At 54.3% G+C, this 23,090-nt stretch carries 15 protein-coding genes; 2 read left to right on the forward strand and 13 right to left on the reverse strand.

The features are described from left to right. Window positions 1–171: 171 nt before the first annotated feature. The 5 genes from AC01ZF_RS07120 to AC01ZF_RS07140 all read right to left on the reverse strand — a co-directional run bounded on the left by AC01ZF_RS07120 (window position 172) and on the right by AC01ZF_RS07140 (window position 9,334). Window positions 172–390, reverse strand: coding sequence for a Franean1_4349 family RiPP (locus AC01ZF_RS07120; protein ID WP_424674943.1), 219 nt, complete (start codon window positions 388–390; stop codon window positions 172–174). A gap of 1 nt (window position 391) precedes the next feature. Continuing rightward, window positions 392–4,717 (reverse strand): adenylate/guanylate cyclase domain-containing protein, encoded by a 4,326-nt coding sequence (locus tag AC01ZF_RS07125; protein ID WP_476575238.1) that lies wholly within the window; start codon window positions 4,715–4,717, stop codon window positions 392–394. Between the two features lie 145 nt (window positions 4,718–4,862). Then, window positions 4,863–6,035 carry a radical SAM protein gene (locus AC01ZF_RS07130; RefSeq protein WP_424674941.1) on the reverse strand — a complete coding sequence of 391 codons (1,173 nt, stop codon included), beginning with the start codon at window positions 6,033–6,035 and terminating at the stop codon, window positions 4,863–4,865. A 101-nt stretch (window positions 6,036–6,136) separates the two neighbouring features. After that, a complete protein-coding gene (locus tag AC01ZF_RS07135; protein WP_424674940.1) occupies window positions 6,137–7,669 on the reverse strand; it encodes an aldehyde dehydrogenase family protein in 1,533 nt (510 codons plus the stop codon). Window positions 7,670–8,272: 603 nt separating this feature from the next. Beyond that, window positions 8,273–9,334 (reverse strand): homoserine dehydrogenase family protein, encoded by a 1,062-nt coding sequence (locus AC01ZF_RS07140; protein ID WP_424674938.1) that lies wholly within the window; start codon window positions 9,332–9,334, stop codon window positions 8,273–8,275. Between the two features lie 183 nt (window positions 9,335–9,517). On the opposite strand from AC01ZF_RS07140, the gene AC01ZF_RS07145 reads away from it, so the two are divergent. Both AC01ZF_RS07145 and AC01ZF_RS07150 read left to right on the forward strand, forming a co-directional pair. Then, on the forward strand, window positions 9,518–10,966 hold the full coding sequence (locus AC01ZF_RS07145) for a leucyl aminopeptidase (RefSeq protein ID WP_424674937.1): 1,449 nt from the start codon (window positions 9,518–9,520) through the stop codon (window positions 10,964–10,966). A 128-nt stretch (window positions 10,967–11,094) separates the two neighbouring features. After that, on the forward strand, window positions 11,095–11,988 hold the full coding sequence (locus tag AC01ZF_RS07150) for a DMT family transporter (RefSeq protein ID WP_424674936.1): 894 nt from the start codon (window positions 11,095–11,097) through the stop codon (window positions 11,986–11,988). Window positions 11,989–12,084: 96 nt separating this feature from the next. Here AC01ZF_RS07150 and AC01ZF_RS07155 read toward each other — a convergent pair whose 3' ends face one another. From AC01ZF_RS07155 to AC01ZF_RS07190, 8 genes are all read right to left on the reverse strand, one after another. Next, window positions 12,085–12,882: a slipin family protein gene (locus tag AC01ZF_RS07155; RefSeq protein WP_424674935.1), complete on the reverse strand. Its 798-nt coding sequence runs from the start codon at window positions 12,880–12,882 to the stop codon at window positions 12,085–12,087. 66 nt (window positions 12,883–12,948) lie between these two features. Continuing rightward, window positions 12,949–14,268: an NfeD family protein gene (locus AC01ZF_RS07160; protein WP_424674934.1), complete on the reverse strand. Its 1,320-nt coding sequence runs from the start codon at window positions 14,266–14,268 to the stop codon at window positions 12,949–12,951. 171 nt (window positions 14,269–14,439) lie between these two features. Continuing rightward, window positions 14,440–14,643, reverse strand: a complete 204-nt coding sequence (locus AC01ZF_RS07165; protein ID WP_424674933.1) for a DUF951 domain-containing protein — start codon at window positions 14,641–14,643, stop codon at window positions 14,440–14,442. Continuing rightward, window positions 14,615–15,841, reverse strand: a complete 1,227-nt coding sequence (mazG, locus tag AC01ZF_RS07170) for a nucleoside triphosphate pyrophosphohydrolase (protein ID WP_424674932.1) — start codon at window positions 15,839–15,841, stop codon at window positions 14,615–14,617. Before mazG ends, AC01ZF_RS07165 begins: the two co-directional genes overlap by 29 nt. After that, window positions 15,838–16,746, reverse strand: coding sequence for a peptidylprolyl isomerase (locus AC01ZF_RS07175; protein ID WP_424674931.1), 909 nt, complete (start codon window positions 16,744–16,746; stop codon window positions 15,838–15,840). The genes mazG and AC01ZF_RS07175 overlap by 4 nt, the downstream gene beginning before the upstream one ends. Window positions 16,747–16,772: 26 nt before the next feature. After that, window positions 16,773–18,596: a translation elongation factor 4 gene (gene lepA / locus AC01ZF_RS07180; RefSeq protein ID WP_476575239.1), complete on the reverse strand. Its 1,824-nt coding sequence runs from the start codon at window positions 18,594–18,596 to the stop codon at window positions 16,773–16,775. Between the two features lie 147 nt (window positions 18,597–18,743). Then, window positions 18,744–19,682, reverse strand: a complete 939-nt coding sequence (locus AC01ZF_RS07185; RefSeq protein WP_428131395.1) for a diguanylate cyclase — start codon at window positions 19,680–19,682, stop codon at window positions 18,744–18,746. Between the two features lie 123 nt (window positions 19,683–19,805). Continuing rightward, window positions 19,806–22,667 carry a PAS domain S-box protein gene (locus AC01ZF_RS07190; protein WP_476575240.1) on the reverse strand — a complete coding sequence of 954 codons (2,862 nt, stop codon included), beginning with the start codon at window positions 22,665–22,667 and terminating at the stop codon, window positions 19,806–19,808. Between the last annotated feature and the right edge of the window lie 423 nt (window positions 22,668–23,090).

Raw genomic sequence — 23,090 nt, forward strand, 5'->3', positions numbered from 1 at the left:
TGGGGTGTGGGCGGGAGTATCGTAGGCCTCAGCGCCCTGTTTCACGAGCTGAATGGCCTACATTCGCGCACCTCTAACCGTTCCCGATGCTATGAGGCTCGTATTGCTTGTGCCAACACCCTGCCCACTACCTACGTTCCACCCGAAGACGCTCCGACCGCATCACCTACCTTAGAAGAAGCCACGGCCGGCACTCTTGGTCAGGCGCGGATCGAGTTTGCCGGCGAAGGTTTGCAAGCTCTCGACATCAAGCTTCTCGAGTGCCTCCAACTCCTCGTCGGTCAGATCATACCCTGCGCACGCAGTCCGGGCATCGGCGATAAGCTGTTCGCGAAACGCAGGATCAACGACGGCCCGGCCAATGATCTGCTCAACGGCTGCTTGTGACATGTTACACCTCTCCAAGTTGCGTAGCCAGTCGGTGGAGTTCACCGTTGGCGTCGATAAGGGCCAATTCTCTGTTGGCATATTCTAAATACGTAGTAGCTTCGGCCAAGTTTCGGTGATTCAGTGCCAGTCCAAAGCGGGCCGCAGTACACGCATGCTCAAAGCGAGAGTTTATCGCGCTCAAGATGTCAAGTGCGCGGTGGAAATAGTCGCTAAACGGTTCGTCGCGTTCAGCGGCGATTTCGCCGCGTAAGCGCAGTGCTACTGCCTGATCGAGCCGACTACCGATCTGTTCGGCAAGGGTTGCGGCGTGGTTGGCGTGATCGGCAGCTTGATGCAAGAGTGCCATGCGCATATCGCTGTCGTGGCGCCGGCGAGCTTGTGCTAACAGCGCTTCAGCCATCGCACAGTGCGCTTCGACAATGAGCTGCGGTACCTGAATCTGTTCGCCGATCTGGTAGGCTTCTCGCGCATACGCTAGTCCTTTATCCGGATCAGCGTTGGCAGTGGCGGCCACAGCCGCTAACGCGAGCGTGTTACCGTATTGATAGGTGCTTTGTTGCTCGGTATAGATCGTAAGGGCTTGCTGATACACGTGAAGCGCATGCTGATAGTTACCACGCGCATAACTGATAATGCCCAATGTATCATTGGCTTGTGCCACACCTAATCGGTCACCCATTTCTTCGCATAACGCGAGCGCATTCCGACAAGATTCTTCGGCCAAATCGAACTTAGCTAAACGGTAGTAAGCATATGCCTCATTCAGCAACACGCTGGAAAGGGCATATTTCGCGCTTATCTTCCGCGCCAACTCTTCTGCTCGCCGATAATGATTAACTGCTGCAACATAATCGCTCTGTAACTGCGCCAGATAGCCGAGGTTGTTGTGGGTACGCGCACAGCCGTAAAGGTCATCGATGGCCTCTTGTACGCTCAATGCATTCAAGAAATGGTAGCGCGCTAGATCGTAATGGCCGCGCATGCCGTGAATCATGCCTAATTGCTGTTGTAGTTCGGCAGTAATCCGTTCGTCTTCGATGCTCCGTTGATCGTTGCGGATACGCGCTAAGCCGGCCTCACACATCGCCAATGCTTCGTCGAACAGTGCAAGACGGGTAAGGGTTTGGGCGATGTCGGCTGCAATTGCTGCTAGGAGGAGGGGTGGCGTATGATTAATATCTGCACTCGCGATTACCTCAGCTTTACGTAGACGTTCGAGCGCTTCGTGATAGCGCCCCTGTTTCTCTAGCGCTGCTCCCCACGATCGCAAAACCTCGGCTTGGACAACAGGCGGTAAGTGCTCACCACCGATCGTGAACAGGCGTTGGTAAGTCTGTTGGGCCTCATCATAGTGACCAATCGCCGCTTGGATGTCACCGAGGGCTTCCATCGCTTCCCAGAGCCGTGCATCATCACCACGATCGCCCAGGATGTCGATGGCCCAACGGTAGTACGTCATTGCTTGTTCATTCGCATACTCATCGCGCGATAGATGACCGGCTATGAGTAAATACTGGACCGCACGGTCGGGGGTATCACTTAGTCGGTAGTGGTGAGCGAGGAGGAAAATCGGGCCAACAATCGCCCGTGCAGTACGTGACATAAACATTCCGTTACGGCCGATCTGAACATATCGATATTGGCGGGTGGCCGCAAATTCTTGGCGTAACCCACTCAGTTCACGGGCGTACCGTTTTTCGAGATACTCGCCAATCTGACGGTGCAATTCGCGTCGGCGCGAGAAGAGCATACTCTGGTACGTTACTTCGTGTAGCAGAGCGTGCCGGAAACTATGTACTCGCTCGGGTGTTTCATGCTCGAGTAGGGTCAGCTCTTGCGCATCAAGCTGATTGATACGCTCGATGAGTTGTCGAGTATCTTCGTCATATACCGATTGCACAACGGGTAAGGGAAAACGTTGACCAACGACTGCCGCTACGCGGAGCAAGGAGCGAGATCGTTCATCGAGCTGATCAAGACGGGCCATCAGCAGACCATTGAGGCTGTCGGGTAGTTGATCGAGATTAGCATTATCTTGGTACACGGTGCGTACCAGCTCTTCGATAAAGAGTGGATTGCCGGCAGCACGAGCGATAATCTGGGCTTGCAGTTCTGGATCGATGCGCGTGCTTGCCGGAATTGCGGCAATCAACGCGGCACTATCGGCAGCCGGTAGCTCAGTTAGGGCAAGAACTTCCGCACCGTCTGCGAGTGGATCACCGTTCCATTCTAATGAGTCGCGATGTAAGCCAAGGAGCAAAATGGGGACCTGAGCAATCGAATTGGCCAGAAACCGCCAGAGATCAAGCGAAATTCGGTCGGCCCACTGTAAATTGTCGAAGACGAGAATCAGACCGTGTGGTGCAGCTCGTGCGTGGATGATAGCCCGGATCACTTCAAACCGTCGCTCTTGCCGTTGCTGCGGATCGAGCGCGCCCGTGATCACATTGTTGTCAACATCGAGCTTAACCAGATCGGCGACAAGTGGTGTCCAATCGTCGGCAATACCGGCAGTAGCCAATGCCTGACGCAATTGAGCGGCACGGGTTGCCTGATCGGCGTCTGCCGGAATCGTACACAACGCTTGCAGCGCATCACTCCACGGTGCATACGGTTTATTTTGCTGGTATGAGAGGCAGCGTACCGTCACTATCCGGGTTTCGCGAGGAACGCCGCTGACCAGCAGTTCAGCGGCTAGTCGGGTTTTACCGATGCCGGCATCGCCGCTGATGCGCACTACCCGGCCAAGACCGGTTAACGCCAACGCGAGCCGCTCGCGTAGCCATGCCAACTCGTGGCGCCGCCCCACCAGTGGTCGCTGGACTTCTGGGGTTTGGACATGCCGGACATCCTCGAGCCTGAGTAATTCAAGCGGTTCGCGTTTGCCACGTACACTCACCGTGCGCGCATCGGTGAAGACCATAACCGTGCCGGTGGCAACGGCGAACGGTGTTGTCACACGAATTTCGCCCCAGTCACTGTGAGCCATAACACGTGCCGCTACATTGACGGCATCTCCCATCACCGTATATTCCTTGCGATCGATATCGCCCACGTTGCCGGCAAACACAATCCCGCTGTTTAAGCCGATCCGTAAGCGTAGATGATCAAGCGAGATGCCGGCGGGATGCGCTTGGGTGAGGGCTGTAAATGCACGTCGAAGTTCGAGGGCAGACCGTGCTGCGCGCTCGCTATGATCTTCTTGGGCCACCGGCGCACCAAAGATGACGAGGAGCTTAATCCCTTCGGTCGAGACATCGATTTTATTGACATAGCCACCATACTGCTCCACAGCCGTGAATCCGACACGCCAGACCGTATCGATGACGTGCGCTGCGCTTTCTGCCGGGAGGGTTTCGATGAGTTCGGCTAGCCCATCAATTTGCGCAAACAGGATTGACACCGGCCTGAGATCGGCTTCGAGGTGGGGTTGACGAGGATGGGTAATGATCCGATCCACCAAAATCGGTGGTAGATATGGTCGTAGCCGTTCGATATTCCACAACAGGCGGAGCGCAGTGTCGTGGGAAGGTGGTGGCACATCGTAGTGCGGCAAAGCAACGGATACTGCAGTTCCGCTGATGGCTGTTAATTTGATGTAACCTTCGGTAATTGACTCACCTTGGGCGCGTCCAGTCAGCCGTTGCCACGCCTGCGGCCCGACGACGATTTCGCCACTGCTACTCAACTCCTCGGCGTGGGCCACTCGTTCGACACAGGTTCCCATCGCGCTATACCGCATGGTTTCGTCTCGACCGGCGTTGACCAGCGCCACCCGGCCACTCTCGATCCCAATGTGCATTGTCAGTGGGAAGACGCCAATGCCCGGAACTTCGCGGGTAAAGCCGGCTTGTGCGTGCAACATATCACGGGCAACAATAGTTGCGGTGTAAGCATGATCGTCGTCGGTAAAGAGCACCAATAAGGCATCTCCACCGAAGGTGATAAGATCACCGCCGGCTTGTTGGATACGGCGAATTAAGCCTCCAAAATAGGTGTTGAGCGTCTCGGTGACAATCTCAACACCTTCGCGGCCAAGGCTGCTGAGTCGTTCGGCTAATGCAGTGGAACCGCTGACGTCGACAAAGAGTAAGGTGCCTTCAACCCATTCGATCCAAGGTCGGTTGTCGGTCGTGGCGAGACGGTGTACTACTAACCGATGTGGTAGATAGGTACTAAGCGCGTATTGAATATTTGCGAGCCGCGCACAAACCGCATAGAGTTCGTGCGGTCGCATCGTACCACGCAACAAGGAATCGGCTTGGTCTGCCCCGAGATAGCTTCTAATCTGATCGGGATCGAGCTGAAAAGATGCTTGGTCAGACATCAAATTACCGCTCCTGTTGAATGACACCGATCATCAAAACCCATAGTATGAGTATGGTACTTATTCTCAATTATAACAGAGCGGTGTCTATCTAAAAGGTTGAGATTAGGTAAGATTGTGCGGTATCGTGCGGTTGCATGCCACGCTAATACACAAACTCTTCGATATGATAGAGCACTACCTTTGTGCCGGGGGCAACAACCGTGCGCAAGCTCTGTTTGAGCGTCTGTACCTGCTTCGTAATCTCCGCTGTATCAAGTGGTTGGCTACCAGATTCGCGTAACTGATCAAGATAAGGACTATCAGGAGTAACAATCAATGGTGAGAGGTAGACAATATCGTCTGGGCCGAGGTTCATCGCGGCAATAACATTGATGGAGTGTTGGACATGATCGGCAGCGAAGCGACTGCCACCGGCCCCGGCGAGGAGGATCACACCGACCGCAATCCCGGCGGCTTTGATCGTTTGCACAACCTCGATAGCTTCAGCCGGTGAGCCGGGCTTGTTGAGCTGATGGAATACGGTATCATCACCACTTTCAAGACCAAGATAGATCCGGCGCACACCAGTATCGGCCAACTCACGATAATCGGTCAGCGTCTTCCGTTCGGCCCCAAAAATGTCGAGGAAGGCATAGATACCCTTCAAAGGGGCTGTTGGCCCAATCGCGAACTCTTCATGAACTACCTGTAGTAACGACCGTAGTCGCGGCTGAGGAGTAATCAGTGCATTAGCATCACCGAGAAAGATTGCCATCCGCAAGCCGAGACCGGCGCCGACAAATGCCTTCACCTGTCGGATATGCTCACGAAATGTGTCTGGCGTGTGGATTCGGAATGGTCGATCACGGTAGAACGTGCAAAAATGGCAGCGATTCCAACTACATCCTTCGGTAGCCTGCAAGACAAGCGCACGGTATTGATCGGGCGGCACAATGCTGATCCGTTTGTAGATGGTACGGAATCGTTTTCGTTCCGCTTCCAAGCTGGCTACATCCCACCGCCGGATGCGCATAAACCGGTCATGAGCTTCCGGTGGTGCTGTTGCCGCTATCTGATCGATCATCCGATTGGCATCGTGCAATAGCTCGGCCAAGATCGCTTGTCGCTCGTCTGCGGATAGCTTGCGTCGTTCCTTCTGACCGGGAGCAATCGTCCGTTTCAGCAGCACATCACCACTAAGCCCACGCACATAATTCGTACCGTTGCGAAACGCGACAATTGGCCGTCCCTCACCATCGAAGGCGATAATCGTGCGCATCGCCTCGGCGAGCGTGAGATGGTGTGGTTGAAGATTGATCGTAATATCGGTTGTCATAGAAGCCGGTGGTTACTGGATAGCCAGTGCAAAGATGTGAGGAAAGACAGCAGGATGGTATACGCACCCTGAGCATCTTTGCACCAGGCCATCGTCATCTACTATTCAGGCAAGAGGGTGTCCCACCATAACCTGCCCTGTCGGCGCTGCATCAGGTCAACATGAATATGCTTGACTTCAGTGTACTCATCGAGGCCGTAACGCCCCATCTCGCGGCCAAACCCGCTCTGACGGTACCCGCCAAACGGCGCCTGAGGGTTGAGGACGTGATGTTCGTTGATCCAGACCGTGCCGGCGCGAATGCGTTTGGCCACGGCCAGAGCTTGCTGGAGATCGCGTGACCACACTGAGGCGGCGAGACCGTAGATACTGTCGTTGGCGATCTTGATTGCTTCACTCACCTCTTCATACGCTATGACGGCCAACACCGGCCCAAAGATCTCTTCTCGCGCAATTCGCATCTCTGGCCGCACATTGGTGAAAATAGTCGGCTCGACATAATAGCCGTTGGCATATGCTTCGCCCAGCGGCCTACCGCCACCGATGACCACCGTTGCTCCTTCTTCGCGACCGATGGCAATATAGCGCTCGACCTTCGCACGTTGTTGTTCACTGATCAGTGGGCCGATGTCAGTTTCAAGATTCATCGGATCACCGATCCGCATAGTGCGCACTCGTTCCACCAATCGGGAGACGAGCGTATCGTGGAGGGCGTGGGGAACGAGCAGACGCGAACCGGCTTCGCACAATTGACCACTGTGATAAAACGCACCCCACAGCACACCATCGACGACCAGATCAAGATCGGCATCGGGGAGAATGATCATTGCGTTCTTGCCACCTAATTCAAGCGTCACCCGCTTGATATGAGGAGCGGCAAGCGCCATAATTTTGCGCCCGACTTCAGTGCTACCGGTAAACGCGACTTTATCGACATCTGGGTGGGCGACCAGATACTCACCAACTTCGCCGCCGGGACCGAGGACGAGATTGACCACCCCTTTCGGCAGAAGGTTCAGCTCGTGGATCGCTTGAACGATAGCCAATGTACTTAACGGTGCGAGCGACGACGGCTTAAAGACAACCGTATTGCCGGTGGCCAGTGCCGGACCGAGTTTCCAAGCCGCCATACAGAAGGCATAATTCCACGGAATAATCTGGGCACAGACGCCGATCGGTTCCCGCCAGACAAAGTTCCACGAAACACTCGGCAAGTCGTTCCACGGTAACGGTTCGTAGGGATGCTTGCGAGCCATCTCGGCACAGCCACGCAAAATCTCGATACCAAGGGTAATATCGTTGTACGTCGTTTTGCGGAGTGGCACACCGGCGTCATGTGATTCAATCTCGGCTAATTCAAAATTACGCGCTTCGAGTGCGTCGGCCAGCGCATGCAAAATCTCGGCCCGACGCGCTGGGCTGGTATGCGGCCACGGGCCGTGGTCAAATGCCGATCGGGCAGCGGCGACGGCCCGATCAACATCGGTGGGGCTAGCACTGGCGCAGGTTGCTAATGGCTGGCCGTTGGCCGGATCGAAGACGGTAAAGGTCTGTCCACTGCTCGCCGGCTGCCATGCACCGTTGATGTACAGATCATAGTGAGGTAACCCTGCCGGGGAATGTTCGTGCCTCATCGCAAGACTCCTTACATTTGGTGGGGAGCGAGGTGCATGCCGCTATGCGTTATAGTGTAACACGCTGCGTTATAAAACTCAAGAGATGTAACATGATGTTTTGATCATATAGTTCGGCGCTAACGGAGTTATCGGTGAAGGCAACAGTCCTGACGATCTGCCAATCCGCGTCGGAGATATAATCTGCGCTGGAGCATGGATCGTGACGCTGTTTGCCGACCTCGATAATACACTGCCAAACAAGTGGGTCGTTTGGTAATTACGCGATGAACGTAGGCCGTTACCCATTGTTCTACGTTCGCCAAGCAGTTTTGTCATTCGTGGTGGGTCAGATCGATGCAGATGTCTCTTCCTCATGAGCGTAATCGCAACGCGCACGGCATTTCACCGTTCTTTTCGCAATCTGTGTCACGACATCTTCATCAACACAAATCGGCTTGGATAAGGCACGCGCCACCATCATCCCGTACATTTGTCCATCGTAGCCAGTAGGTACAGGCTTCATGAGAACAGTGATCGGCGGTGCGTTGCCGTTGAGGTGGTGATACAGACCGACCGGTGGCGCATCGCGGATAACTGAAACCAAGACGACAGTTTGCGCTATCACAGTTCTCGAGCTGTCGCAATAATATCGCTCAACACACCGGTTGCCGTCACTTCAACCCCTGCACCTGGCCCGCGGATCACCATTGGTCGGTCGTGGTAACGTCGGGTGGTGAAGCTGATCATATTGTCGGGGCCACGCAGACCGGCGAGCGGATGATCGGCGGGCAACTCGCGCAACCCCACCTCGATGTTGTCCGGCGTGATGCGCGTGATATACCGCAAGACGTTGCCAGCGGCGCGGGCCGCGGCAAAGCGTTCCATAACAGATTCCTCGGCTTCAGGCAAGCGTTGCAAGAACTCTGCCACACTGACCGTTGCGAGCTGGGGTGGGAAGAGCGATTCAGCACTCACCGCGTCAGCCGGTACGGGGATGCCACAAGTACGGGCCAAAATCAGCGCCTTACGTGCCACATCAGCCCCGCTTAGGTCATCCCGCGGATCCGGCTCGGTGTAGCCGAGTGCGTGCGCTTTCCGTACCGCTTCGGCAAAACTGCTACCCTCTTCTAACGCGCTCATCAGAAAGCCGAGGGTACCACTCAAGGCCGCTTCGATCCGCAGTACATCATCACCGGTGTCGAGCAAGCCCTGTAATACCCCAATAACCGGCAAACCGGCCCCAACCGTCGCTTCGTAGCGGGTTGCACCACGTTCGGTGAGCGCGGTAAACAGATCGTACTCATCACATAGTGGGCGTTTATTGGCCAATACAACGCGATGACCCGCCGAGACGGCTGCGGCCAATGGCGCGGTATGTTCACTCGTTGCCGTGACATCAACAACGATTGCTATTGTCGCAGGGAGTAACTCGATCCAGTGCCGATCGGTGATCGCATTAGTCATCCTATCAAGCCCATAACCGGCTTCTTTTACGGCGAGGATTTGATGTACTTGTTCTTCTCTCACCGTCGGATCACCGGCAATGATACCGCGACTATCAGCAATCGCTATGTAGCGTAGATCTATGCCATAGCGTCGGCGAATGGCAGGCGCGACGGCTACTATTTGTCGTGCTAAAGCTCGTCCGACGCCACCAATGCCAAGTTGGATAATGGGTGTCATGATGGCCCCCTACACAACTTTCCTAAATGCGGCTATTGTACCATAGTGCAGATGGCAACCCTACGGATGTGAAACGTAAGGCACGTTATTTCCTGAGTATGCGGTCGGATTTGACGGTCTGCTGGCTTGAACGTACAATAAAAGTCCTGCAAAATATGACACATCAGGTATTCCGAGGTTCTTATGGAATGTGAAGTTCAGAGCGGTGAATTGTTGGCTACCGAGACGGAGTTAGCCGTTTTGCTGTACGCCGAGGACGAAACATTACCTGCGGAAGTTACTGCGTTATGCGAACCTAACGATGCCAACGGACGCTGGAAGCAGCAAACGTTACTCTACCCACGCGGAGCGTTGCCGGCGCGGCGGTTGTTGCTGATCGGGATGGGGAAGCGTTCGGGTATTACTGCCGACACAGTGCGGCAAGCGGCAGCCATTGCGGCCCAACGGGCGCAAGAATTGAAGGTGTCGAGTTATCATCTGGGCTACAATGGTCATCTGCCATTGACACCACAACAGTTTGGTGTAGCTTTTGCCGAGGGTAGCATTCTGGGGTCGTACCGATATACACGCTATAAGAGTGACCGGGAGGAGACGCCGGAGATTACGGCTATCTTGCAAGCTGGTTCTGATGCGCCAGAAGCCGTCGAGGGGGTACGGCGTGGTCAGATATTGGCGCGGGCGACGACGTTTGCCCGCGATCTCGCGAACGGTCCCGGTAATGAGGTGACACCGGCATTTCTGGGTCAGACTGCTGTTGAGATGGGTGCTCGTCTTGGTTTGCAGGTCACTGTGCTGGATAGAGCACAGTTGATCGAACAAGGTTTTGGCGGTATTCTCGCCGTTGGGCAAGGATCGGCCAACGAACCACGCTTTATCGTGATGGAATATGGTACTGGCGGGCAAGGTCCAACCATTTGTCTCGTCGGTAAGGGTATAACCTTCGATACCGGTGGTATCAGCATCAAACCGGCCGAGAAGATGGACGATATGAAGATGGATATGAGTGGTGCGGCGGCAGTTTTCGGCGCCATGCAAGCGGTAGCCGAATTACAGTTACCGTTGCATGTGGTTGGTATTGTTTGTGCTGCCGAGAATATGCCGAGCGGTACCGCTTATCGTCCCGGTGATATTATTCGCACCCTCAGTGGTAAGACGGTTGAGGTGCTTAATACTGATGCTGAAGGTCGGATCGTGTTAGCAGACGGCCTCTTTTACGCACAACGCTATCAGCCGGCGGCGATTGTTGATCTGGCAACCCTGACCGGTGCGATCATGGTGGCCCTTGGCTCGCATGCGATTGGTTTGATGGGGAACAATCAAGAATTGGCAAATCGGCTCATTGCTGCCGGTGAAGCGACTGCCGAGCGCGTTTGGCAGTTGCCGCTCTGGGATGAGTACCGTGATGCGATGAAGAGTGACATTGCCGATCTCAAAAATACCGGTGGGCGTTACGGCGGCGCGATTACGGCTGCCGGTTTTCTGGCCGCTTTTGTCGGTGATTATCCGTGGGCGCACCTCGATATTGCCGGTACCGCGTGGGTTGAGAAGCCGTCGCGCGCTTATCAAGCACGTGGGGCGACTGGGGTTGGTGTACGGTTGTTGGTTGAGCTGTTACAGGGGTATGTGGGCTGAGCTGACGAAATGAGTCGCTCGCTGTGAGTGACATCTGTTGCGTACCGTGAGAGGCGGGTTGCAACCCGCCTCTCCGATTGTCACGAATGTACGCCGTTGAACGGTTTTCTGCAAGAAATCAGGATGCTATGTCTACGCTTAATGAAGCCCAACGTCCCTTCGATATTGCGATGGTAGTTATCGCTGCGTTATCGTGGGGGACCATCGGTGTGGCGGTTGGGTGGCTCTATCGCTTGACCGAAACCAATTCGCTTTCGATAGGTTTCCTTCGTTTGCTGCTGTCGGCGCCGGTGTTGTTGATCACTGCACGTATGCTTGCTGGGCCACAGGCCTTTCGCATCAAACCACGCCATCGTTGGGTACTGGCCCTAATCGGTGGTGCGTTCGCCGGTTATCAGGTGGCCTACTTTGCCGCAATTCCGTATCTCGGTGTGGCAGCAGCCGTCTTGATCAATATCTGTAGTGCACCGATCTTCACTGCGCTGCTTGCCCGGGCTTTTCTCGGCGAGCGGTTGCGAGCGAGCACCGGGCTGGCGATTGGCGGTGCGGTGATTGGCGCAGGTCTGTTGGCCGGTGGTGTGCCACAAGTACACTCCACGAACGATTGGCTGGTAGGGGCTGCGTTGGCACTGACCGCCGGCTTTTCGTACAGTCTGGTGGTGTTGGGCGCACGACTGGTCGCTGCTGATTACCATCCGGTCGTGCCGGTTGCGTTGTCGTTTACCCTTGGAGCGTTGTTGTTACTGCCCGCTGCCCTATCTACCGGTTTGGCGATTGATTATCCGCCATTGGGCTGGTTGGTGTTAGGCTACCTGAGTGTAGTCCCGACCGCTTTAGCGTATGCACTCTATGTACGCGGTATGCGCACGGTGCGGGCGACGACGGCAGCCACTATTTCGCTGCTCGAGCCGCTCGGCTCGGCATTGTTGGCGATGCTCTTGCTCGGCGAGCGCTTTACCGCTACCGGTATTGTTGGTGCGGCGTTGCTTGTTGCGAGTATTGCAATCATCGCTCGGCGATAGCCGGTGTATGGTGTGGGGCAGATGACAACCTCTGCCCCACAACTACTGTACGACGCTCGTGCGGGCTACCATACCATGAGCATCGTGCTACCCACCCTAATCTGATGAGCGTACCACATCATTATTGACCGACTGCGGCGCCAAAAAGGTCTTGAGCAGCTCAATCGGGAGCGGGAAGATAATCGTGCTGTTCTTCTCGGTGGCGATTTCGGTCAAGGTTTGCAGATACCGTAGTTGCAACGTGACCGGCTCGCTGGCTAACACGCGCGCCGCTTCGGCCAGGGTACGCGACGCTTGCAATTCGCCATCAGCGTGGATCAACTTGGCACGCTTTTCACGTTCGGCTTCTGCTTGGCGTGCCATTGCCCGTTGCATGTTCTGCGGCAACTCGACGTCTTTTACTTCGACAATCGTTACCTTGATCCCCCAAGGTTCGGTCTGTTCGTCGATGATCTGCTGAAGTTTTTGGTTGATCTTCTCGCGTTGCGCCAGCAGTTCATCAAGCTCGACCTGACCAACAACGCTGCGCAAGGTTGTTTGGGCGATTTGCATCGTGGCGCGGATGTAGTCCATCACTTTCGTGACCGCCCAATTCGGATTGATCACTTGAAAATAGAGGACGGCATTGACCTTAATGGTCACGTTATCGAGCGTAATCACCTCTTGGACCGGCACGTCCATTGTAATAACGCGCATATCAACCCGCACCATACGCTCGAAGATCGGGATCACAAAAAAGATTCCCGGCCCGCGTGGCCCCATTAGCCGACCCAATCGAAAGATAACTCCACGCTCGTATTCGGGAACGATCTTGATCGCCGAGAGCAAGATCATTAACGCAATGAAGGCCAAAACTGCCAGACAAGCGAACAAGAAGAATGTGAAGCCGCTCATATCACTCCCTTTCCGTGATGCAACCAAAATATGTTGGATGCCGACTTCCAACCCCAACCGTTGTTTCTATGATGGCGACGATACTTCAGATGGTTCAATCCGCCGCACCGTTAAGCGCAAGGCATAGATTCCGGTCACACGTACCCATTCACCTGCTTCTGCGGTACCATTTTCGCATACCGCTCGCCACAATGCACCCTCAACAAATACCATCCCTTCTGGATCGAGGCGCTGTCGTACCTCAGCCAGTCGTCCGATTAATCCTTCCTGCCCGGTCGTAACCGGTCGGTTACGCGACCGCAGTGCCAGCCACACCCCGGTCACGGCGAAGATTGCAATGATCATCGCAACTAAGATGATCACCCACAGCGCCACGGCCACACCCGGGGCTTGGGTCGCGTCGAACAGCGTTAATGCGCTGGCGATCATAATGCCCACCCCAATGACGGTCAGCGTGCCATGCGATGGCACGAAGAGATCGGCTGCAATGAGGCCGAATGCGATGAGAATGCCTAACACGCTGAGCCATTGCACCGGCAATGCGATCATACCGATAATTGCGCCAATAAGCAATAGCACACCGAGACCGGCCAGGATACCGATAGTTGGGCTGAGAAACTCGGCGTAGAAGGCAAGCCCTGCCATGATCAATAATAAGAAGACAACGGTCGGGTTGGCGAGTATGAGCAGAAAGGCTTCGAGAAGATTGACTTCGACGACAAAGGGGCGGGCGCCGAGTGTTGCCAAGGTGATCTGCCGTCCATCGGCCAATGTCACTACCCGGCCTTCCAGGCGTTGCAACAATTCGGTACGGTCACGGGCCACCAGATCGATAATCGGCGGTTGTGCCTCGATGGCTTGGGCTGCTGTGGCAATAAAACCGCTCCGTAAGGCGGTATCGGCCCAATCAACATTTCGGTTGTGGGCCTGGCCCCATGCCTCGAATTGCTGTAACTGCTCGTTTAACAACAATTCTTGGGTGTCATTGCTCATACCCATTGTCGGTACGAAGAGGGGGGTGGCAAGGCCAAACCGACTATCCGGTGCCATCGCCGCGATGTGCGCTGCCGGCAATAACCACGAACCGGCAGCGCCGGCATCGTGGCCGGACGGATTGATGTACACCACCACCGGTACACGCGCATTGGCAATATCGTTTGCAAGTTTGCGCACCTCTTCGAGAACGGCGCCGTTTGGCGTCAGTTGCATCACGATGACCTGGGCATTCGCAGCCTCGGCTTCGTGCAAGGCACGCCGCAAATATCCGGCGGCATAGCTACTCAGGACACCCTCGTATTCGGTAACGTAGATTGGCTGAATTGACTGTGCTGTTATACCGGTGACGAATGCTGACCAGAGTAATCCGATGATGAAGTACCGCCACACCGACCACCATCGAGGGATTGGGTATGGAAATAACCGATGTTGAACCATGCGACCTTGCATACTATGAAGCTGACTAGTTCTATCAATGAGCAGGAAGGAAGTACTAATGGAATGTTGAGCGGCTATGATACTATCATAAGGACAATCTCTCTCGTCCCGCCAAAGGTGTCGTTATTCATCAACACCACGTGCTACAAAGCGTTTGATTCGCCGTTCGAGTTCGGCTCGCGGCAACAATACTCGCCGTCCGCATGTCTCGCAGCGCAGGCCGATGTCGGCTCCTAGCCGCACAATTCGCCACGTATCACCACCGCAAGCATGCGGTTTGCGTAACTGGACAATATCGTTACGATACAGCGGAATTGGTGGTGCCATCGGTGGGTTCGTTACTCATCATCTTTGCTGCCGTCCACCATGCGATCAGTTCATCGAGTGTGCAATCACGTAGGTTGCGGCCAGAACGCGCAGCCATCTGTTCAACCTGCTGAAACCGTTGTTTAAACCGCAAGTTTGCTTCGCGCAGGGCCGCTTCTGCATCGAGTTGGAGCCAATGGGCCAGTATGGTCAGCGCGAACAGCAGATCGCCGAGTTCCCTCTGCTGGGCCGCACTATCATCAGTTTCGCGTAACTCGGCTAGTTCTTCGACAATTTTGGCCCAGACTTGCTCAACCGTTGTCCACGTAAACCCAGCTCGGATTGCCTTACGCGCCAGCGTCTGTGCAGTGGCCAGTGCTGGTAATGCTGACGGAATACCATCGAGGACACTGCTATGTACTTGGCCTTTAGCAGCCAATTCTTGAGCCTTTAACGCATCCCAGTTCTGTAGAACTTCACCGGTATCGGTCACACCGGTTGTGCCGAAGACGTGCGGGTGGCGAAAGATCAGTTTATCGGTGACGTGCTGAACAACTGCTTCTAGGGTAAAATGGCCAGCTTGTCGGGCCATTTCACTATGTACGAATACCTGCATCAGTACATCACCAAGCTCTTCGCAGAGATGACGCATGTCGCCGCTGTCGATGGCTTCTAGCGCTTCATATACCTCTTCGAGGAGAGCGCTTCGTAGGCTCTGATGGGTCTGACGTACATCCCATGGGCACCCGTCCGGGCCGAGTAGACGACCGATCACCCACCGCAATCGGTCAATGCTTCGTCGGTCTTCGGCGAGGGACAATGCCGGAACGACCATCCCAAACGCTTCAGTCGGTGGTAATACTGCCGTGGCGAGTTCGGCTACGGTCAACGGTATTGTATTCCCCTCTGGCGCGGTCAACACGACCAACCGATGATTGGTCGGGTAACGTTCAGCCAAAAGGGTAGCCAGTGCGGTCAGATTGCGAGTGGCCGGTTCACCCCAGATCAGAGCCGGGATATGTGTTGCCAGGGGGTATGGCAAGTGTACCGGTTGATAGCTGCCCAAACCTTGCTGTTCTACCCATGGTAACACCTTGGTTGCTGTTGGCCGGGGTGGTGGTTGAAGCAACCACTCAACTGACCACACCTGTAATGCCGCTGGGTCGATCAGGCCCTGACTTACCGCAAGGTTAAGGACAGTATGTAGTGTGGTACTCATGGTGTCTCAGGGAACGGGATCGGTAAGGCGTTTGGATCAAAGCCATCGGCGATCTGTAGTTCCCCACTCAATTCAAACTCACGGCGCAACTCCTCGTACCACGGTACAAAGGTTTCCTGATAAAATTGGCCGGCATTCTGACGAACCCGCAATTGTTCAAACGTATCGAAGGGACGTTGGAGTTCGCGGTCCAATACCTCGACGACATGAAAACCGAAATCGGTCTGCACGATCTGTGGTGTATTGAGTGGTAGTGTAAAGATAGCTTCTTCAAACGCCGGTACAAAATCACCCCGCGTGGCCCAACCCAAATCACCACCGTTCGTTGCCGATGCTGTGTCGCGCGAACGAGTTGCCGCGAGTGTAGCAAAATCGGCGCCACTTTGCAGTTCGGCAAGGATCGCCTGCGCTGCAGCTTCATCATTGACCAGAATATGGCGCGCATGGGCCATATCGGCGCGGGTATTGCGAGCAATGATTTCCAACACGATCTGCTCACGGGCTAACACACTGCGCTGATCGAGCACTTCTGCCGGCGTGGCATTGTTCGCTATCCGATTAAATACCACCGCATCAAGAGCCACCGGATCGACACCAATCCCATGCTGGCGGGCGTAGTACAGCAGCAGCTCATTCTGGATCATCTGCTCAAAGATCTGTCGGCGCAGATCGTTCTCGACCACAATTTGCTCGATCTGCTCACGGGTCTGGCCGGAGGCCAATGCATTGGCTATTCCATCACCGATGGCACGTTTTATTTCATTATTGACATCGGCAACCGTATAAACCTGCGTTCCCAAACGAAACGCTACCGGCGAATCGGTCTCAATCCATTGACGGCCATTCACCACGCTCTGGCAACCGGCCAGGAGGAACAGGGTGAGTAGCCAGATCAAGTGACGCATACTGCCTCTCTCCACATTCCAATACGCTATCGTTCACGCTCATTCCCCGACTCGTTGAGCGATAGAATTGCCATAAATGCTTCTTGCGGAATCTCGACGCTACCGACCATCTTCATGCGCTTCTTACCCTCTTTCTGTTTTTCGAGCAGTTTACGCTTACGGGTTACGTCGCCGCCGTAGCACTTCGCCAACACATCTTTCCGCAACGCTCGAATCGTTTCGCGAGCAATGATTTTCGAGCCGATGGCTGCCTGAATCGGTACTTCAAACATTTGGCGTGGGATCAGTTGGCGTAGTCGTTCAACCAGGTCCCGCCCACGCTGGTAAGCAAAATCACGATGGACGATCAGCGACAACGCATCAACCGGCTGACCGTTGACCAAAATATCGAGCTTGACCAGATCGGCCGCTTGATAACCCGCCAGATGATAGTCGAGCGAGGCATAGCCCTGTGTGCGACTCTTGAGCTGATCGTAAAAATCGATCACAATTTCGGCCAACGGCATCCGATACTTCAGTAGCACGCGCGTCGGGTCGAGATAATCCATACTGACAAAGACACCACGCCGGTTCGTCACCAAATCCATAATAGTGCCGATATAGCGTACCGGCGTAATAACACTAATCTCGACCACCGGCTCTTCGATGGCTTCGATCCGTGACAGATCTGGCATTTCGGATGGGTTAGCGACCGTCACGATCTCACCATCTGACAGCAATACCTGATACTCCACCGAGGGTGCAGTGATCAACAGATCGAGTTTGTATTCGCGTTCAAGCCGTTCGCGTACAATCTCCATGTGGAGTAGTCCGAGGAAGCCACAGCGAAAACCAAACCCAAGTGCAGCCGAGCTTTCGGGTTGGAATGAAAGCGCAGCGTCGTTCAGCTTGAGCCGTTCGAGTGCCTCGCGCAGTTCGGGGTAAGCGTTCGAGTCGATCGGGTAGAGACCAGCGAAGACCATCGGTTTGGCCGGGCGATAGCCGGGTAGCGGTTCACCGGCTGGGGTGTCGGCCAGGGTAATGGTATCGCCAACCTGACAATCGGCGACACTCTTAAGACCGGTTGCGATATAACCCACCTCACCGGCAACCAGCTCGTTCAGGGGGGTCATCGCCGGGCGAAAGATGCCGAGTTCGAGCGTTTCGGCTTGGGCGCCGGTGCCCATAAACTGCACCCGATCGCGGGCAGTAAAGACACCATCAACCACCCGCACATAGGCGATCACTCCTTTGTACGGGTCATAATGCGAGTCGAAGATCAATGCACGTGCTGGTTGCTGGCGCTGGCCGCGCGGCGGCGGGATACGCTTGACAATCGCTTCGAGAATCTCCGGCACACCAATGCCCTCTTTGGCCGAGGCAAAGATGGCCTCTTCAGCAGGAATACCGATCACCGACTCGATCTCCTGCGCGACCTCTTCGGGGTGTGCGCCGGGCAGATCGATCTTGTTGATAACAGGAATGATCACCAGATCGTTTTCAAGCGCCAAATAGGTATTCGCCAGCGTTTGCGCCTCGATACCTTGCGAAGCATCGACAACCAAGAGCGCACCTTCACAGGCAGCCAGCGATCGGTTGACCTCATAGCTAAAATCGACATGGCCGGGAGTGTCGATTAGGTTAAGTTGGTAGAGCTGACCATCGGCCGTACGGTACTCCATCCGCACCGGTTTGAGCTTGATGGTAATGCCTTTTTCCCGCTCCAGATCAAGCGAATCGAGGAGTTGTTCACGCTGCTCGCGCTCAGTAATTGTGCGCGTCGCTTCGAGCAGCCGATCACTCAATGTCGTTTTTCCGTGATCGACGTGAGCAATAATGCTGAAATTGCGGATGTGTAGTTGATCTGACATGTATGATTCAGTCGGTGACAAGACCTTGTATTTGCTGTTGTCTCTGAAAGGAAGTATACCATAGCCCCAGTGGCGCCGGTATCGTTCGCCGTCGATCAACCGGGCTTTGGCTTTCACCGCTTCTACCGTTATATCTTCGATCTTACCTTACACACCCACAACGCAGTTACGCCCTTGCCGTTTGGCCGCGTAGAGGGCTTGATCGGCGCGGTCGATGATCCGTTCGATTATTGTATCGGCCGGTTGGCGCTCGGCCACGCCTAGACTGATCGTAGCTGTGATGGTGCCCTTCTCGGTATGTATCTCTAACGCGGCGACAGCGGCTCGTAGGCGCTCGGCGAGGTGTAGTCCAGACTCCATCCTCGTATTCGGTAACAGCAGGATAAACTCTTCACCGCCAAAACGACCGATACAGTCAGTAGTGCGAATCTGACGGGCAGCCGTTTGGGCAATGGTCCGCAGTACTTGATCGCCGATCAGGTGACCGTATTGGTCATTGATGTGTTTGAAGTGGTCGACATCGAACATGCAGATCGCCAGTGGTTGATCGTAACGGGTGGCAATCGCAAACTGGTGGGTTGCCAGCTCGTAAAAATGGCTACGATTGTAGACACCGGTCAACCAGTCAATTCGAGCGAGTTCCGCTTCACGTGCAAGTGCTCGTTGCAGTTCGCGGTTTGCCATCTCAAGTGCAATCCGGGCTTGGGCCAAGGCCAGATGGGTGCGCACACGCGCCAATACCTCGGCCGGTTGGAATGGTTTCGTAATGTAATCGACACCTCCACACTCAAAGGCGCGCACTTTGTCTTCAGTATCGTCGAGCGCACTGATGAAGATGATCGGTATATGGTTGGTTTCCGGATCGGCTTTTAAGTTTTGACATACTGTATAACCATCCATATCGGGCATGCGGATGTCAAGTAATATCAAATCAGGGTGAATTGTACGAACTGCCGTTATTGCTTGTCGGCCTTGGGTAACCGGGCGAACATCATATGATTGACCACTCAGTAGTTGGGTCAAGAGGAGGAGATTTGCCGGAGTATCGTCGACGATCAGGATGGTAGGTGTTCGATTATCTGGCATGAAGGTAACGTCTCAACTATACCTGTACATTCTATTCTAATGTCAGCTGCCATACGTGCTGAGCGCGCACGACACCAACACGTCTCAACTATACCTGTACATTCTATTCTAATGTCAGTCCTACTATCCAATAGGATTCACAGCTTGTGATGTCGTCACATTATCAATCCATGCTAATACTGACTGATAATCAAATGTTTCAATCCATTGTCGCAAAAGGGTAGCGTCGGCGGGTCGTTCGCGTTCAATGCACTGGACCAATTCTTGCAAGCGGCGAAAGTTGGCCTCTTGGGCCGCCTGTTGCAATGCTTTACACCATTCAGGATGATAGCCGTTATCGGTCACTATTGTGGTTGGTAATTGGTTAGAGATCGGTACGGCGTATTCGAACTCCACGTGTAGGAGTTGTTCAATCGTGTGCACAACGTCATCTTCGCGAAACGGTTTCGCGATAAAGTGGTCGCATCCGGCATCAGCAACGAGTTTCGCTGTATCCTCGAGTACATGGGCCGATAACGCCACGATAAAGGGACGCATCATACCCGGTTCGTGCGCGCACATTTCTCGAATCCGCCGGGTGACCGTAAAGCCATCAAGTTTCGGCATGCGGATATCGATCCAGATTATATGCGGTTGCCACGAGCGCCAAATCTCGATTGCCGCTTGACCATCGGCAACCGATTGGACGGCAAAACCGAGCCGGTGCAGGAGCGCGACGAGGAACAACGCATTCGTTGGTTGATCATCGGCGATCAACATGCGATACACCGGTTGGCCGTCGCGTAGGCGGATTACACGTCGCTGTTCTGGTTCAATGGGTGAGGTTGGCAGTGTTGTGATCGCTGTGTTTAATGGAATTGCTAGGGTAAAGCGGGTACCACAACCTCTTCCCTCGCTAAACACACTCAGATCACCGCCGATCAGTCGGGCGAGTTCGTAACTAATACTTAGACCAAGGCCGACGCCAACGTTTGTGTTAGATTCCCCCGTTTGCTGACCTTGGAAAAAGGGCTGGAAGAGCTTTTGCTGATCCAACGGTGGAATGCCGATCCCGGTATCTTCCACGGTAAAGAGTAAGCGTTGCTCCTCACAGATAACGTGCAAATGAACGGATCCGGCATCGGTAAACTTGATCGCGTTGTTCAGTAGGTTGATTAGAATCTGACGTAATTTTGCCTCATCGCTGATGATGAGCGTTGGTACATTACTGGCACATGTCACGTTTAAGTGTAATTGCTTGGCTTCGGCGCGGTTGCGAAAGAGAAGTTGGATATCTTCAATGAGTTGTCGCACATTCAGCGGTGCCGCATTGTAGGTGTAGCGTCCGGCTTCAATCTTAGCCAAGTCGAGGACTTCATTAATCAGGCGTAGTAAGTGCTCACCACTGCGATTGATAATCGCTAGATACTCATGTTGGGTGGTTGTTAAGTTGTTGTCGTTTGCCAGCAACTGGGCGAACCCTAATACGGCGTGCAATGGGGTTCGTAATTCGTGGCTAACATTCGCCAAAAAGGCGCTCTTGGCCCGATTGGCGGCTTCAGCCTGCTGGCGGGCGATTCGTAATGCTACTTCGGCTTGCTTGCGTGCAGTAATATCACGGGCCACACCGAGAACCATCAACCGCTGCTCTTCATCACGGACGAACGAGGTAATAATTTCGGCCTGCACCACATGGCCGTCGCGGTGGATCAGGTCAATCTCCGCAACCCACGGTGGAGCGGTTGTCAGATCACCTTCCCAATGATTGAGCATGTACTGTAAGGCCAAATGTATGTGCTTGGCTGACTCGGTCGTTAAGAAATCGGTGAACGACATCTCTTGAGCTTCTGCTGCCGAGTAGCCGATCAGTTTATGAATTGATGGGCTGAAGAACGTAAAGCGCATCGCTAACGGATTGAACAACCAAATGACATCGGTGGTGTTTTCGGCAATGAGCCGGTAACGGGCCTCACTACGCTGTAATGTTGCTTCGATCTGTTTGCGTTCGGTGATGTCGTGAACGATGCTAATCGCGTGCGGTACGCCTTGGATGAGTAATTTTTGAGAGGAGAGCAAACAGGTGCGCAACTCGCCGGTACGTCGGCGAAATTGGAACTCCATACTTCGGCATGCGCCGTCACGTTGGATTATTTCGGCCCACCGCCGCCGATCTTCTCGCGAATACCAAATGTTTAGCGTGAGTGCATCCTTACCGATGACTTCTTCAGCGGTGTAGCCGCTAATGACTGTAAACCCATGATTCACCTTGACAAAAACCCCATCGCTCAGACGTGACAACAGGACTGCATCGGGCTGTGCGTTGAAGATCTGTTCGAGTTGGTCGAGGGTCTCGCGTTGTTCAACGGCTAGGGTTTGATTGACCAATAAAATCAAGCCAAACGTCCACAAGGTGGTGGTGGCAATTGATACCAGATACGTTGCAGTCTGCCAAGCCGGTGAAATAAAGAGCCAATTCGGTTCACTAACAACCGCCAGCCCGCGCAGCACGAAAAAGATGGCGTTGACCCCAAAGACGGTGGCGAGGAACACAATGATGGTTCGCAAGTCAGGTCTTGGGGCTTGTAGCAAGCGAATAGCGATCAAGAGCGAACTAAGTGCAAGGAAGGTTGAGAAGAGGACGCGGCGCAGAGGTGGCGTATCATCGGTAAAGGCAAGGATCAGATTGGCGACAAAAAAGAGCACACCGATCATCAGTAAGTGGTACGGACGACCAGGTTCGCCGAAAAAGCGCTTGATGCCGTGATACAGCAAGAGCATGCAGGCGCCTACTATGCCATTACTGACCGCATTGATTACCAACGGTACATCGGCTACATCGCGGAAGCTGGTTATGGTTAGCCCGATGGCTAACAGACTCATCGCGGCTGCCCAGCATCTCAGACCGGGTCGTCCGCGGTTGGCAATAGCTAACCCGATCAGGGCAGATGCCTGTAGAAAGTTGGCGAGGTTAAGGGCAATCGAGAGGGTTAACAGGTCAACGACCATAGGACGCTCCGGGATCGAACATGCATGCAAATATTGTAACGGCTGGCGGCAAACTCTAGTTACTCTTTTTTGTGGTCACCTCGACTCCGAGCGAATATGATGTATCTTTCTGCCGAGTCGGGTTACGGTGTGGTATGTGTGGTATGTGATGACAATACTGCTATAACGGTAAGCACACCGTGTGTCATCGATTCGCAAGCGACTCAATCGGTGAACTTAGGATGAGGGTGAGAAGCGATCCGTTTTAGCTCACCTGCTCAGTCTGCTCATCCTCCAGTGCGAACGACCTGGCGGCTTGTCGCTCCTGTACGTGCTCATTACCTAATCAACAGAAATAGGCTGTGCGTCCCGATACACCCTGCGAATCAGATACGGCGCGCTCCATTGCGTGCTCATTACCTATCAACAGAAATAGGCTGTTCG

The sequence above is a fragment of the Chloroflexus sp. genome (assembly GCF_056331925.1).